The 12,268-nt window shown below is 68.9% G+C and carries 13 protein-coding genes; 6 read left to right on the plus strand and 7 right to left on the minus strand.

The window, feature by feature from the left end; genetic code table 11:
* Positions 1-181: 181 nt before the first annotated feature.
* From VF329_10545 to VF329_10555, 3 genes are all read right to left on the minus strand, one after another.
* A complete protein-coding gene (locus tag VF329_10545) occupies positions 182-1,639 on the minus strand; it encodes a phospholipase D-like domain-containing protein (GenBank protein ID HEX7081442.1) in 1,458 nt (485 codons plus the stop codon).
* Positions 1,640-1,824: 185 nt separating this feature from the next.
* The gene (locus VF329_10550) at positions 1,825-3,294 is read right to left on the minus strand and encodes a hypothetical protein (GenBank protein HEX7081443.1); all 1,470 of its coding nucleotides are present in this window, start codon (positions 3,292-3,294) and stop codon (positions 1,825-1,827) included.
* Positions 3,295-3,422: 128 nt separating this feature from the next.
* Positions 3,423-4,325, minus strand: a complete 903-nt coding sequence (locus VF329_10555; GenBank protein ID HEX7081444.1) for a GGDEF domain-containing protein — start codon at positions 4,323-4,325, stop codon at positions 3,423-3,425.
* 178 nt (positions 4,326-4,503) lie between these two features.
* On the opposite strand from VF329_10555, the gene VF329_10560 reads away from it, so the two are divergent.
* Together VF329_10560 and VF329_10565 are read left to right on the plus strand one after the other, a co-directional pair.
* Positions 4,504-5,010 carry a GNAT family N-acetyltransferase gene (locus VF329_10560; GenBank protein HEX7081445.1) on the plus strand — a complete coding sequence of 169 codons (507 nt, stop codon included), beginning with the start codon at positions 4,504-4,506 and terminating at the stop codon, positions 5,008-5,010.
* Positions 5,007-5,558, plus strand: coding sequence for a DUF488 domain-containing protein (locus VF329_10565; GenBank protein ID HEX7081446.1), 552 nt, complete (start codon positions 5,007-5,009; stop codon positions 5,556-5,558). Before VF329_10560 ends, VF329_10565 begins: the two co-directional genes overlap by 4 nt.
* 19 nt (positions 5,559-5,577) lie before the next feature.
* Here VF329_10565 and VF329_10570 read toward each other — a convergent pair whose 3' ends face one another.
* Both VF329_10570 and VF329_10575 read right to left on the minus strand, forming a co-directional pair.
* A complete protein-coding gene (locus tag VF329_10570) occupies positions 5,578-5,940 on the minus strand; it encodes a DUF6152 family protein (protein HEX7081447.1) in 363 nt (120 codons plus the stop codon).
* Positions 5,941-5,998: 58 nt separating this feature from the next.
* Positions 5,999-6,691, minus strand: a complete 693-nt coding sequence (locus tag VF329_10575) for a hypothetical protein (protein HEX7081448.1) — start codon at positions 6,689-6,691, stop codon at positions 5,999-6,001.
* Between the two features lie 321 nt (positions 6,692-7,012).
* Between VF329_10575 and VF329_10580 the strand changes: the two genes are divergently transcribed.
* Positions 7,013-7,597 (plus strand): outer membrane beta-barrel protein, encoded by a 585-nt coding sequence (locus VF329_10580; protein ID HEX7081449.1) that lies wholly within the window; start codon positions 7,013-7,015, stop codon positions 7,595-7,597.
* Between the two features lie 9 nt (positions 7,598-7,606).
* On the opposite strand, the gene VF329_10585 is transcribed toward VF329_10580, so the two are convergent.
* On the minus strand, positions 7,607-8,245 hold the full coding sequence (locus VF329_10585; protein ID HEX7081450.1) for a matrixin family metalloprotease: 639 nt from the start codon (positions 8,243-8,245) through the stop codon (positions 7,607-7,609).
* Positions 8,246-8,397: 152 nt separating this feature from the next.
* On the opposite strand from VF329_10585, the gene VF329_10590 reads away from it, so the two are divergent.
* On the plus strand, positions 8,398-9,054 hold the full coding sequence (locus VF329_10590; protein ID HEX7081451.1) for a peroxiredoxin: 657 nt from the start codon (positions 8,398-8,400) through the stop codon (positions 9,052-9,054).
* 106 nt (positions 9,055-9,160) lie between these two features.
* Here VF329_10590 and VF329_10595 read toward each other — a convergent pair whose 3' ends face one another.
* The gene (locus VF329_10595; GenBank protein HEX7081452.1) at positions 9,161-9,505 is read right to left on the minus strand and encodes a DUF6763 family protein; all 345 of its coding nucleotides are present in this window, start codon (positions 9,503-9,505) and stop codon (positions 9,161-9,163) included.
* A gap of 129 nt (positions 9,506-9,634) precedes the next feature.
* On the opposite strand from VF329_10595, the gene VF329_10600 reads away from it, so the two are divergent.
* Both VF329_10600 and VF329_10605 read left to right on the plus strand, forming a co-directional pair.
* The gene (locus tag VF329_10600; GenBank protein HEX7081453.1) at positions 9,635-11,071 is read left to right on the plus strand and encodes a sodium:solute symporter family protein; all 1,437 of its coding nucleotides are present in this window, start codon (positions 9,635-9,637) and stop codon (positions 11,069-11,071) included.
* Between the two features lie 249 nt (positions 11,072-11,320).
* A complete protein-coding gene (locus VF329_10605) occupies positions 11,321-12,268 on the plus strand; it encodes an MBL fold metallo-hydrolase (protein ID HEX7081454.1) in 948 nt (315 codons plus the stop codon).

The raw sequence follows: 12,268 nt of genomic DNA on the forward strand, positions 1-12,268 counted from the left end.
CGCCAGTCTCGCTGGCGGCTCTTTCGGAATGCTTCTCGAACGGGAACTCTAGATCGATCGCAACCCTTCCTCCGCCTGCGGCATCGGAAAACCGTAAAACCGGAAATAGTAGAAGCGGGCTCGGCCGACCGTCATGGCCGCTATTGATACCACAGCTCCGCGCGATCGCCAAATGCGAGCGTCACGCCGAGTCGGACGCGCCCCGGCGCCACAGGCGATAGCCGCGATAGAGCAGCGCGAGGCCGCCCCAGGCGGCGAGCGCGGCAAGAGGGTAGGCCAGCACGCGCGGGAACAACGCGAAGAGCAGCGCGAGGCCGCAGAGGAGAACGCCGGCGATCGTCGTGAGCCGCGCTTCGACCGGTCCCAGCACGCGCCGATCCGTGAACGCCGCGCCGATCGTGTGGCCGATGCGGATCGCGCCGGCGGCTGCCCGGCTCGCGCTCCCCCGGCCGGGTCTCGGGCGGCCGCCGATCGGCCACAGCCCCGCTCGCCTCGGCCTCGCCCGCTCGGGCGCCGGCGCCTGCACCCGGCGGCGTGCGGTCAGCACGATCTCGGTCGAGCGGTCGAGATCCTGCAGGTACGCCTCCTCCATCTCGCGGGCGAAGTCGACGTCCTCGACGACCGCGTCGAGCTCGCAGTTCCCGAACCAGCTCGCAACGTTCAGGTTCGTGGAGCCGACCCGCGCCCAGCTGCCGTCGGCGACGGCGCTCTTCGCGTGCAGCATCGTGCCGTTCCATTCGAAGATGCGCACGCCGGCCTCGAGCAGCGGACGGTAGCCCGCGCGGCTCAACGGACGCATCAGCGGCACGTCGGTGGAGCTCGGGACGAGGAGGCGCACGTCGATGCCGTCCTGCGCCGCGGCGCGCAGGGCCTGGACGTAGGACGTGGTGCCGGCATAGTACGCGTCCGTGAGCCAGAGGCGGCTCGTCGCGAGCGTCGCGACGAGCTGGTCGACCCGAAGCATGCCGGCGGTAGCGGGCTCGGTGGCGACGATCCGCATCGCGCTGTGCCCCGCCGGTCGGACCTCGTCCGCCGCTTCCCCGGGGGGAATCGGCTCGCCGAGCATCGCCCACATCCGCGCGAAGCTGCGCTCGACCGACGCGACGGCCCGACCGCGAATCTCGACGCCGGTATCGCGCCACGGGTCGATGCCTCGCTCCGGGTCGCCGACCCAATCCCGGCCGACGCACAGCCCGGTGACGAAAGCGACCTCGCTGTCGACCGCGAGCATCTTGCGATGATCGCGCGACAGCCACCCGAACGGACTCTCGGGCTTCGGCGGATTGAAGCAGCGCACCTCGACGCCGGCCGCGCGGAGCGCCTGCCAGAAGCGGCCCGATGCCTTGCCGAGGTTACCGAGCCAGTCGTAGATCAGCCGGACATGGACTCCGGCGGCCGCGCGCTCGCCGAGCGCCGCCGCGAACTCCCGTCCGACCTCGTCGTCGCAGATGAAGTAGCTCTCGAAATAGATGTGATTCCGCGCGGCGCGGATTGCATCGAGCCATGCCGGGTAGTTCTCCTGCGCGTCGCGCAGGAGCCGAACGCGATTCCCGTGGATCAGCGGCGCGCCCGCGGCGCGCGAGAATGCGTCGTCCGCGATCTCCCGAAGATGCGCTTCGACGTCGTCGGAGGAAGGCAACGGGCGCTCTACGGCCGCTTCACCTCGCGCGTCGACGGGACTCCGAGCGCCGGTAGTCATCGGGAACCCGGCTCGAGCGCTCAGCCCGAGGCCGGCGGAGCGGCGCTCGAGGGACGGAGCGTGCCGTGCGCGGCGAGCATGCCCCGCGGCTGCAACTTCCGGGCCAGGGCCCGCTCCGCCCGTCGTCACCCCCCGCGCTCACCGCGGCCGGGCTCCGGGAGGGCCTGCGCGCCCGCAGGGGAGGAAGGCGGTTCCGCCGCGGCACTCCTCTCGAGCGCGGGGACGATCTCGGGCTTCGTATCGGCCAGTATCTCGAGCACCGCGGTGCGATCCGCGGGCGACAGGTGCGCGAACTTCTCGCTTCGGTCCTCTCCGCGCAGAATCTCGCCGAAGCGGCGGTAGACGTAGGCTTTCGCGGGGCCGGGCAGAGCGTCGAACGCCTCGGAGTAAACGAGGTAGCTCAACGGGTAGCGAAGCAGCCGCCGCGTGAGGTCGAGCTCGCGGAGCGACCGTCCACGGCGGTCGCGGGGACCGCGCTGCTCGAAGCGCTCTTGGAAGGACGAGCTGCCGGTGATCGGGCTCGTGATCTCCGCTTCGCCGACGAACAGCATCGTTTCGACGAGCGGCTCGGTGAGCTCGGCGATCCGCTCGCGAACCGCGGGATCCTCCGGTTCGCCGGAGGAACGAGTGCCGTCCCGGCCCGTATCGGGCAGCAGCGTGCGTACGCGATAGCCGACCCGCGCGATCTCGTTCTGCACGTCCACCTGATGTTGCAGCACGAGCAGGGCCACGATGTCGCTGCCCGGAGCAAGGTAAGGCGTCATGTCGACGCGCCCGTCGAGGTCGTCGAGATTGCCGACCCGGAGACTCTCGAGATCCGTGAGGTCCGCGATGTTGCGCACGACGATGTTCCCGAGGTGCACCTGGTCGCCGTGCCGGCCGGTGACGTACCAGCCGCCGAAGCGGTTACGGAGCGGCGTTCGCTGCGTCGTGAGGATCCACCCTTCGTGGGCGACGACGTTGCCTTGCGCGCCGATGTAGCCGGAGCCGACGATGAAGCGCGGCACGCCGCCGCCGGTCAACGACAGCGAATCGTGGCAGCGCAGGCACTGCTCCATCTGGCGATCGAACTGCGGCGGCTCCGTCTGATCGAGCGTGTAGAACACCGGGCCGAGCTTCGGATCCATCGACGCGATCTCGATCGGCCCGCCGCCTTGCACCCAGGCGACGTACACGTCGTCGTTGAAATAGATCGCACGGGGCGTGCTCGCGCGGATGTTGCCGACCTGCAAGCTCGTGGCGGAGAACACGAGCACCTGCGAAGCGGGATCGATCTGGAGCGCTTCGAGCAGGGAGTCGAGATAGCCTCGCGGCGCGCTGTGCTCGAGCGTCGCTCGGCCGTCGGCAAGGGTCTGCGCAAGCGCGCTGATGCGGTCCGTCGTCGGTGTCGTCGAGTAGCCGACGGCCGGGTACTCGACGTCGTAGCGGAGCGGTCGCTCGGCCGCGTCGCCGGCAGGCTCCGCGGCCGGCGCGGAAGCAGCGCGTTCGCCGGCCGGCTCGTTGCCGAGCCGGGACGAGAGCATCGCCGTCAGCGCGACGGCCCCCGCGGCGAGCGCGGCCGCGGCGATCAGCGGGAGACGCAAACCTTTTCGCATGTCGATATGAACCTACCAGACCCGCGCGCCGCGGAACAACACGCGCGAAAGCGCACGGGGAGGTGCTCGTGTCGGTCCGAAGGCGGCCTGCCCGCGCGCCGAGCGCCGTCATCGACGCGACGGAGTCGCTAATGGGGCAGGCGGCGCCGCGGCTCGATCGCGGGCTCCTGCACCGCGACGTGGCCGCAGTTCTTTCCCGCCGATTTCGCGCGGTACATCAGCGAGTCCGCACCCCTGATCAGCGCGTCGACGTCCGCCGGCGGCACGGTGAAGACGGCCGCGCCCATGCTGAAAGTGACCTGCACGCCCAGCTCGCCCGCCGCGCTCGCGAGCGACGAGCCGAGCTTCGCGATCACGTCCTCGGCCTGGTCGGCCGCGGTCTCCGGAAGCAGCGCGACGAACTCGTCGCCTCCGATCCGGCACACGCTGTCGCTGCGGCGCAGCGAGCGCTTCAACGTGCCCGCCGCGGCCCGCAGCACGTCGTCGCCGCGGCTGTGGCCGAAGCGGTCGTTGACGCTCTTGAAGTCGTCCACGTCGACGTAAACGACCGTCAGGGGATGGCCGTATCGGCGTGCGCGGGAGATCTCGACCCTGGCGATCTCCTCGAACGCCCGGGCATTGAGCAGCCCGGTGAGGTGATCCGTGCGCGCGAGCTCGTGCGCGAGCTCGAGCGCGTTGCGGAGCCGGCAGATCAGCACGCCGATCAGCGTGAAGATCACGAGACGCGTCGTCGCGTTCCACGCGACCACGCCGACGCTGGCCGGACCGAGCGAGAGCCACTCCGCCGCGAGCCAGAGCAGCGCGCCGGTCGACGCGATCACCGTCGTGAGGGCCGTGCGGCCCGTCGTCCAGGCGGTCATCGCGATCACCGCCAGATAGAACAGCGAAAACGAGATCTCGGGTCCGGACAGATAGTCGCCGAGGGCGATCAGGAAGAGCAGCACCGCGGCCGCGGCGAGGACCGCGGGAAGCGGGACGTGCGCGCCGCCGCCGTGCACGGTGCGACTTTTTCGACTCCGTTCGGGCGGCATGGCGGTTGGCTCGATCCGGGCATTGGGCATAACCTAGCCCAACTCGGGCCCCGTGGGGACTTCGAATGCTCGAACCGCTCGTGACAGCCGCCGCACGTGGATTCAGGCCGAGTGTGACGGCACCGGCGGCCGTGCCGACGCGACGAGCCGGACGTGCAGCGCGAGGTGGGTGCGCCGCATGACGAGCGCCGGCCCGCGGCTCACGGTGCGGACCGCGGAGGCCGACGATGTTCCGGCGCTCCTCGGCTTCATCCGCGAGCTCGCCGACTACGAGCGCCTTTCTCACGAGGTCGTCGCCGACGAGGCGGGGCTGCGCAGCGGGCTCTTCGGCGAGAACAAGGCGGCCGAAGCGCTGATCGCCCGCTACGACGGCGAGGACGCGGGCTTCGTGCTCTTCTTCCGAACGTTCTCGACTTTCCTCGGCCGGCCCGGGCTCTACGTCGAGGATCTCTTCGTCAGACCGGCGCTGCGGGGGCGGGGAATCGGCAAGGCGTTGCTGCGCCGCGTCGCGCACCTCGCCGTCGAGCGCGGCTGCGGCCGGCTCGAGTGGGCCGTGCTCGACTGGAACGCGCCGGCGATCCGGTTCTACGAGCGGGTCGGCGCCCGGCCTCTTCGCGACTGGACGACGTATCGGCTCACGGGGCGGGCACTGGCCGATTTCGCGGCCGCGCCCGACGAGCCTTGAGCTCCGTGCCCGGCGGTCCGCACGCGTCCCCGACGATCTACACGATCGGGCATTCCACGCGCCCGGTCGAGGAGCTGATCGACTTGCTGCGGCGCCACCGCGTCGATCTGCTCGTCGACATCCGCACGGTCCCGAAATCCCGTCACAATCCCCAGTTCGAGCAGCAGAGCCTGCGCCGAAGCCTCGAGAACGCGGGCATCGAGTATCGCCACATGGGCAGCCTCGGAGGCCTGCGGCGGCCGGCCGCCGATTCCGTGAATCGCGGCTGGCGAAACGACTCCTTTCGGGGCTTCGCCGACTACATGCAGACGCCGGAGTTCTCGGCCGCCGTGGCGGAGCTGATCGGTGCGGCCGAGGGACGCACGGCGGCGATCATGTGCGCCGAGGCCGTGCCGTGGCGCTGCCACCGCTCGCTCGTCGGCGACGCGCTGCTCGTCCGCGGCGTCGAGGTCGTCGACATCATCGGCGAGCAGAGCGCGCGCAAGCACGTGCTGACGCGGTTCGCCAAAGTGGACGGGACGCGAATCACGTATCCGGCCGAAACGTGACCCGGCCGGGGTTGCAAATTCAGCGGGCGTCCATCACCGCGCCGCCGGGCAGCGTGATGCTCACGTATTGCCCGCCCTTCTCGTTGTTGCGCAGCGGGTGCACGACGACCGACACCTCGTCGCCCGGCTTGACCGTCGTGGAGCGCCAGCCGCGGCGGGCGAGGTGGCTCGCCGGGTCCATCTCGACGCTCCACCGCTCCACCGTGCCGTCGTCACCGGCGACGTCGAGGTGGATCCACGAGTGCGGATTGCCCCAGTGAAACTCCCTGACGACGCCGGCGACCGTGATCTCCTTCGATTGATCGAAGACCGCCGGTGAATGATGGGCGACTGCCGCGGCCGAGAGCGCTGCGGGCAGCAGGGCGGCGAAGAACCGTTTCATGAGTTTCCCCCTCCAACCGTTCCCGGCAAGCATCGTGGACGGATGTTTGCGGGACGCATCAGCGCACCAGAGATTGCGACGACGTGGCCGGCAGGTTCTCGTTCAAATCCGGCAAGCACTCCACCTCGACGATGTCGACGTCGTGGTGACGCTTGAACACCTTCGTCGACTTCCATTCGCCGACCCAGCTCTTCGGGTCCGTCATCGTGAACTCGATCTCGAGGGTCTCGTCGTCGATCATCCTGATGCGCTCCACGATGTGGAGCGCGTCGCTCGCCGGGATGCTGGCTCCGCCCTGGTCGATCCAATGATGGTGGCCGGGAAAGTACTTGGTATCGACGACGAGCGAGTCGCCTTCCCACCGCCCGATCGATTCGCCGTTCCAAGACGGGACCACGACGTCGGGGTCGCTGTGCGGCCGGCCGTCGAGGTAGATGACGCGCAAGCTGTTCATGAAGTGGCTGATCATGTAGATCGCGGTCGGCAGCTGGATCATGTCGATCGGCCAGACTCGCGTCATGATCAGCGGCATTCCCGCCGGCCAGCACTGGCCGATGTCGTCCCGGTAGACCTTGCCTTCGGCCTGGGCGCGGCGCCCCGCGTCGTAGTGCCGTTGCGCTTCGGGCGTGAGCTCGAATTGCTCGGGAACGAAACGCCACGAGTTCCAGTCGGTGAGGTCGTGCTGCCACGTGCCGGTGAGGTCGAACGGGGGCGCAGGGCGCGGCTTCGCGAGGTTCTCCGGAGCCAACACGCCGAGCCTCGCCGGTCCCTCGGGCGCTTCGGCCTGTGACCATGCCGAGGGCGCCGCGCCCGCCGCGGCGAGAGCGGCCAAGATCGCGCAGGCACGGCGGACGGGCGGCACAGGCCGAGCCCGCACAGCTCTCGACGTCCTCATGGTTTTTCCTCCCCCGTGATTCTCCGGGCCGAGCCGCGGCGCCGTTTTCCGCGTAGGCTGGCACACGGCAGCGGGGGCGGCAAGAGGCGACTGGTTCTCGATTTCCAATCGACGCCGTTGTGGTTCTCGCGACCTCCGGCTACGCTGCACGACGTTTCTGCAAACGGGAGTAACGACATGCGAACCGCGGTGCGGTGGGCGCTCCTCATCGGCTTGACTGCGTCCGCGGCCCAGGCGCAGGAACAGAACGGCGGCTATCTCGGGCTTTCGCTCGGCTCCGCGCGGTACCGAGAGAGCGACGACGAGTTCGGTCTCAGCATCTCCGACAGTGCGACCTCCTATCGGATCCTCGGCGGCTATCAGTTTGCCGACGTTTACGGCATCGAGGTCGCATGGGGTGCGACGAGCGACATCACCGAGAGCTTCTTGGGCGTCGACTCCGCCAACAATCTCGCCGAGCTCGAGGTCGCCGGCGAATACGAGATCGCGACGGTGCGCTTCCTCGCGTTCGCGCCGTTCGAGGGGTTGAGCATGTTCGGCGGCGCCGGGTATTACGACGCGAAGCTCGACGTGACTTGGACGTTCGACAGCGTCGTGGATCCGTTGACGCTGACGAGCGAGCAAAGCGAGAGCGGCGCCACGGTCGTCGGCGGATTGCAGTACGACTGGGATCGCATCGGCGTGCGCGGCGAGTACGAGTGGTTCGATACCGACGACGCGGACCTCACGAACTTCAACGTCTCGCTGCTGTTTCGATTCTGAGCGCGGCGCTCAGCGCGCTGCATAGAGCGCGCGAAGCTGCGCGAGGTCGCCCGCGGACAACGCTTCGAGGCGGGCAATGTCGTCGCGCGATTCGAGCCGCCTCCGGTAGCGGCCGAAGAACTCGGGAATGTTTCCGCCGAATCCGAAGAAGTACATCACGTCCTCATAGTTTGCGGTGTGGCCGAGACCGAGCGCGTGGCCGATCTCGTGCAGGCACGTGAGGTACACGATCGTCTCGCGCAGAAGCGGGTCGGCGCCCGCGAGCCGCGCGATGTCGGGGCCGAGCGCGTCGGTGTCCGGACGTATGAAGACGTCGGCTCCGCGGCGGCCGCCCACCCGGATCGGCCGCATCTCGCCGTACTGCCCCGCGCTCGCCTGGACGAAATGGATCCGCAGCAGCGCCTCGGGCTCGGGCGCCGGCTCGAAGCGGACGGCGCCGCCGGCCGCGCGCTCCCACGCATCGAGCGCCCACCGCGCGAGCTCTAGATCCGAGGGCCGGTAGCCCGAGCCGGCTTCACCTTCGGCGACGAAGAAACCGATCGGCGCTCCCGTGTCGAGCGGCATGAGGAGCGGCGCGCGTTGCGCATCGGCGATCCCAAGCCAGAGCGCGGCGGCGAGACCCACGAGCGCAACCGCTCGTCGCATCATGATATTCGTCGGCATGCGGCGATCGTCCTCGCAGCGGAGTTGTCACCGAGTATCGCACGTGTATCCTTCACACACCCGATTGCCCCAAAAGGGCGCAATCTAGAATTAGATAAGTGCTGAACGTCATAAGAGACCGAGAGGAGTAACCAGGCATGGCACTGCACATTGGAGACGAGGCGCCCAACTTCACCGCCGAGACGACACAGGGGCGCATCAATTTTCACGAGTGGATCGGCGACGGCTGGGCGATCCTCTTCTCGCACCCGAAGGATTTCACGCCCGTCTGCACGACCGAGCTCGGCTACATGGCCGGCTTGAAGCCGGAGTTCGACAAGCGCAACTGCAAGCTGATCGGATTGAGCTGCGACACGGTGGACGATCACCGCGCCTGGTCGAAGGACATCGAGGAGACTCAGGGCCACCCGGTCAACTACCCGATCATCGACGGCAGCGATCTATCGGTCGCGAAGGCCTACGACATGCTGCATCCGAACGCGAGCGGCGACTCGAAGAGCCGGACCCCCGTCGACAACCAGACGGTCCGATCGGTGTTCATCATCGGCCCGGACAAGAAGATCAAGGCGACGTTGACGTATCCGATGTCGAGCGGTCGCAACTTCGACGAGGTCCTGAGGCTGCTCGATTCGATTCAGCTCACGGCGAAGCACCAGGTCTCGACGCCGGTGAACTGGAAGCCGGGCGAGGACGTGATCGTGCCGCCGGCGTTGTCGGATGAGGCGGTCCAAGAGAAGCATGGGAGCTTCCGCAAGCTGAAGCCTTACCTGCGATACGTGCAGCAGCCGCGTTGAGGCGGCACGCGCGGCGCGAGCGCCGCGCTGCTTTCGTTCCGTTGCTCGAGCGCGCCGGCAAGCGGCCGGCGCGCTTGGCGCGGTTCGGGCGGGCGGCTCGACGACGTCACTTCCGCTCGTCGCGCGAGTCGTCCCACTCGTCGTCGTCCTCGTCGAGCTCCCGCAACTCGTCGACGTCCCGCTCCGTGCCGTCGTCGGTGTAATCGAGGTCTTCGTCCTCGACATCGTCGAGCGCGCCGCGCCACTCGTCCGGCTCGTCGACGACCTCGAGCTCCATGTCGGCCCACGCGGCCTCGTCGATTTCCTCGACTTCGCCGTCCGCGTGCTGAATCTCGATAATGCCTTCGTCCTCGTCGACGCCGACGACGGTGAACGTTTGCCCCTTGTCCACGCGCCTGTACCAGTAGCCGACGATCGGATCGACTTCCGCGTTCACGCTGCTTCTCTCCATCGAGGCGGGCTTCCTATTCTGCGCGCGTCCGAATCGGTATGAAATAGCGTTCCGGTAGCCTCGGGCACCGCATCAAGATATTCTCCGCAGCGCGATGACACCTCCGTCGCCGGTCGCCCGGGCCCCGCGTTGAACGGCACGGCTCTTGCTGTTGCGCTGGTCGCCTTCGTTCTGCTGATGCTCGGCATCGGCATGCGTGCGCGTTCGCGCGTGCGCTCGGCCGAGGATTACCTCGTCGCCGGGCGCAGGCTGTCCTTGCCCCTCGCGTCCGCCACGCTGTTCGCGACGTGGTTCGGCGCCGGCACGATGCTCACGGCCAGCGATCAGATCCGGGCCGAGGGCCTGGGCGCGGCCGCCCTCGAGCCGATCGGCCCCGGCCTCTGCCTCGTGCTCGCCGGCGCGTTTTTCGCGGGCCGGCTCTGGCGGATGAAGCTGCTCACGCTGTCCGACTTCTACCGGCGCCGCTTCGGCCCGCGCGCAGAGGTTCTCGCGAGCGTCATCATGGTCCCGGGCTACTTCGGGTGGATCGCCGCTCAGTTCGTCGCGCTGGCCGGCATCCTCGAGCTCTTCTGGGGCATTCCGCTGCGCCACGGCCTGTGGCTCGTCGCGGCCGTCGGCACGTGGTACACGCTGCTCGGCGGGATGTGGTCCGTGACGCTGACCGACGCCGCGCAAGCCGCGCTCATCGTCGTCGGCCTCGCCGTGCTTGCCGCGACGATGCTCGCGAAGCTCGCCGCGGCCGGCGGCCTGGACGCGCTCGTCGGCTCGGTGCCGGCGGAGCACCTGAAGCTCGTCCCGGCCGGCGACCCGGCCGCGCTCGTCGGCTGGCTCTCGGTGCTCGCCGTCGGCGCGCTCGGCAACATCCCGGGACAAGATCTCGCGCAGCGCATCTTTTCGGCGCGCTCCGACCGCGTCGCGAGCCTCGCGTGCGTCGTAAGCGGCGTGCTCTACGTGGCCCTCGGTCTCGTGCCCGCCTTCGTGGGTCTCGCGGCCGACGCGCTCGGTGTGCAGACGAGCCGCAGCACGGTGCCGGCGCTCGCCGCGGCGCTGATGACGCCCGCGCTCGGGATCGTCTTCGTTCTCGCGATCATTGCGGCGGTGATGTCGACGATCGAGAGCGCGATCCTCGCGCCGAGCAGCGTGCTCGCGCACAACCTGCTCGCGAAGCTCGAGCCGCGCGCGTCAACGATCGCGCTCACGAAGGTCGCGATCCTCGGAGTCGCCGCGTGCAGCCTCGGGGTGGCGTACTCGGGAAGCAGCGCGTACGAGCTGCTCGAGAGCGCGTACGCGGTGGGGATGGTCGGCTTGTTCGTGCCGCTCGTCTGCGGGCTACACGGCCGGCGCGGCGACGAGCGGGCCGCGCTCGCCGCGATGGCCGCGGGCATCGGCATCTGGATGGCCCACCTCGCGCTCGGCTGGGACACGTTTGCCGGCCCATGGCTCGACGTGCCGGTGCCTCAAGAGCTCGCCGCCACCGGAATCGCGTGGGCCGCCTACGAAGGCCTCGCCGTCGGTGCCGCGTACCGGCGGCGATGGGTCATTGCGCCGCGGCTCCGGGGCTCGTGAGCCGCGGCTGCCGCGACGCTTGTCAATTCTTCACATTCCCGAGCCCGGACCGGTTTACATTTTGTATGCACTTTTTGGGGGGCAAGGGCGCCCGCGTCGGCGCGGCGGACGCTTTGCGCGGCGCGGGTTCCGACCGGCTTCGAGCGCGAAGCCGAACGCGGCGAGCCCGCATGCCGGAGGCTCGTTTGGCCAGAACGGAATCGTGTCCTTTAAAATGAGGGTCGTGCGGGACGGGCTGACGAAGGCGAAATGACGGATCGTCGCGACTTCCTCAAGACGGCCGTGTACGGCGCCGGCGCGTTGTCGGCGGCGCTGCTCGGGGGCGGCGCCTTCCGCCCGGCGCTCGCGCAGACGCCGCTTGCGAGGACGAAGCTCAGCGACAGGGTCGCGCTGATCGGCGGAGCGGGCGGGAACGTCGTCGTGTTGGACGGTCCGGACGGACTCGCGCTCGTCGACAGCGGCGCGCCGAAGCACGCCGCCGCGCTCGTCGCCTTCCTCGCGGACGAGCTCGGCGGAAAGCCGGTCTCGGCCCTCTTCAACACGCACTGGCATCTCGAGAGCACGGGCGGCAACGAGGCGTTCGCCACGGCGGGCGCGCGCATCTACGCTCACATCAACACGAAGCTCTGGATGAGCACCGAGTTTTACGTCGACTGGCAGGACCGGACCTATCCTCCGCGCCCCGACGCGGCGCTGCCGACGGAAACGTTCTATTCCCACGAGCCGCAGCCGCTCGAGACGTCGATCGGCGATCGCATCGTCGAGTACGCGCACCTGCCGGAAGCCCATACGGACGGCGACATCTACGTCCGCTTTCCGGAGGACAACGTGATCGTGGCCGGCGGCGTCGCGGCCAAGGGCGCCTATCCGATCCTCGATACCGCGACCGGAGGCTGGATCGGCGGCATGGCCGACGCGGTGAAGACGCTGATCGATCTCTGCGACGGCGAGACGCGTATCGTGCCGGAAACGGGGCCCGTGCTGACCCGCGCGGATCTCGAAGCCGAGCACGAGATGCTGGTCACGCTGCAGGGGCGCATTGAAGATGCGATGAAAATGGGCAAGAGCGCGCGCGAGATGATCGAAGAGGGCGTCACGAAGGATTTCGACGCGCAGTGGGGGAACGGCTCGAAGCAGTTCGTCTCGAACGCGTATGACGGGTTGTGGTGGGGCGGCCGCGTGAGCGGCGTGATTTAG

It is taken from the genome of Gammaproteobacteria bacterium, assembly GCA_036381015.1.
In the GTDB taxonomy this organism is placed as follows: Bacteria; Pseudomonadota; Gammaproteobacteria; order Steroidobacterales; family Rariloculaceae; genus ZC4RG20.

Bases quoted from the DNA above. Each gene is read 5' to 3' on its own strand.
- VF329_10580 (HEX7081449.1), top strand. From the start codon at position 7,013: ATGCGAACCGCGGTGCGGTGGGCGCTCCTCATCGGCTTGACTGCGTCC.
- VF329_10595 (HEX7081452.1), bottom strand. From the start codon at position 9,505: ATGGAGAGAAGCAGCGTGAACGCGGAAGTCGATCCGATCGTCGGCTAC.
- VF329_10550 (HEX7081443.1), bottom strand. From the start codon at position 3,294: ATGCGAAAAGGTTTGCGTCTCCCGCTGATCGCCGCGGCCGCGCTCGCC.
- VF329_10605 (HEX7081454.1), top strand. From the start codon at position 11,321: ATGACGGATCGTCGCGACTTCCTCAAGACGGCCGTGTACGGCGCCGGC.
- VF329_10590 (HEX7081451.1), top strand. From the start codon at position 8,398: ATGGCACTGCACATTGGAGACGAGGCGCCCAACTTCACCGCCGAGACG.
- VF329_10560 (HEX7081445.1), top strand. From the start codon at position 4,504: ATGACGAGCGCCGGCCCGCGGCTCACGGTGCGGACCGCGGAGGCCGAC.
- VF329_10570 (HEX7081447.1), bottom strand. From the start codon at position 5,940: ATGAAACGGTTCTTCGCCGCCCTGCTGCCCGCAGCGCTCTCGGCCGCG.
- VF329_10585 (HEX7081450.1), bottom strand. From the start codon at position 8,245: ATGATGCGACGAGCGGTTGCGCTCGTGGGTCTCGCCGCCGCGCTCTGG.
- VF329_10555 (HEX7081444.1), bottom strand. From the start codon at position 4,325: ATGCCGCCCGAACGGAGTCGAAAAAGTCGCACCGTGCACGGCGGCGGC.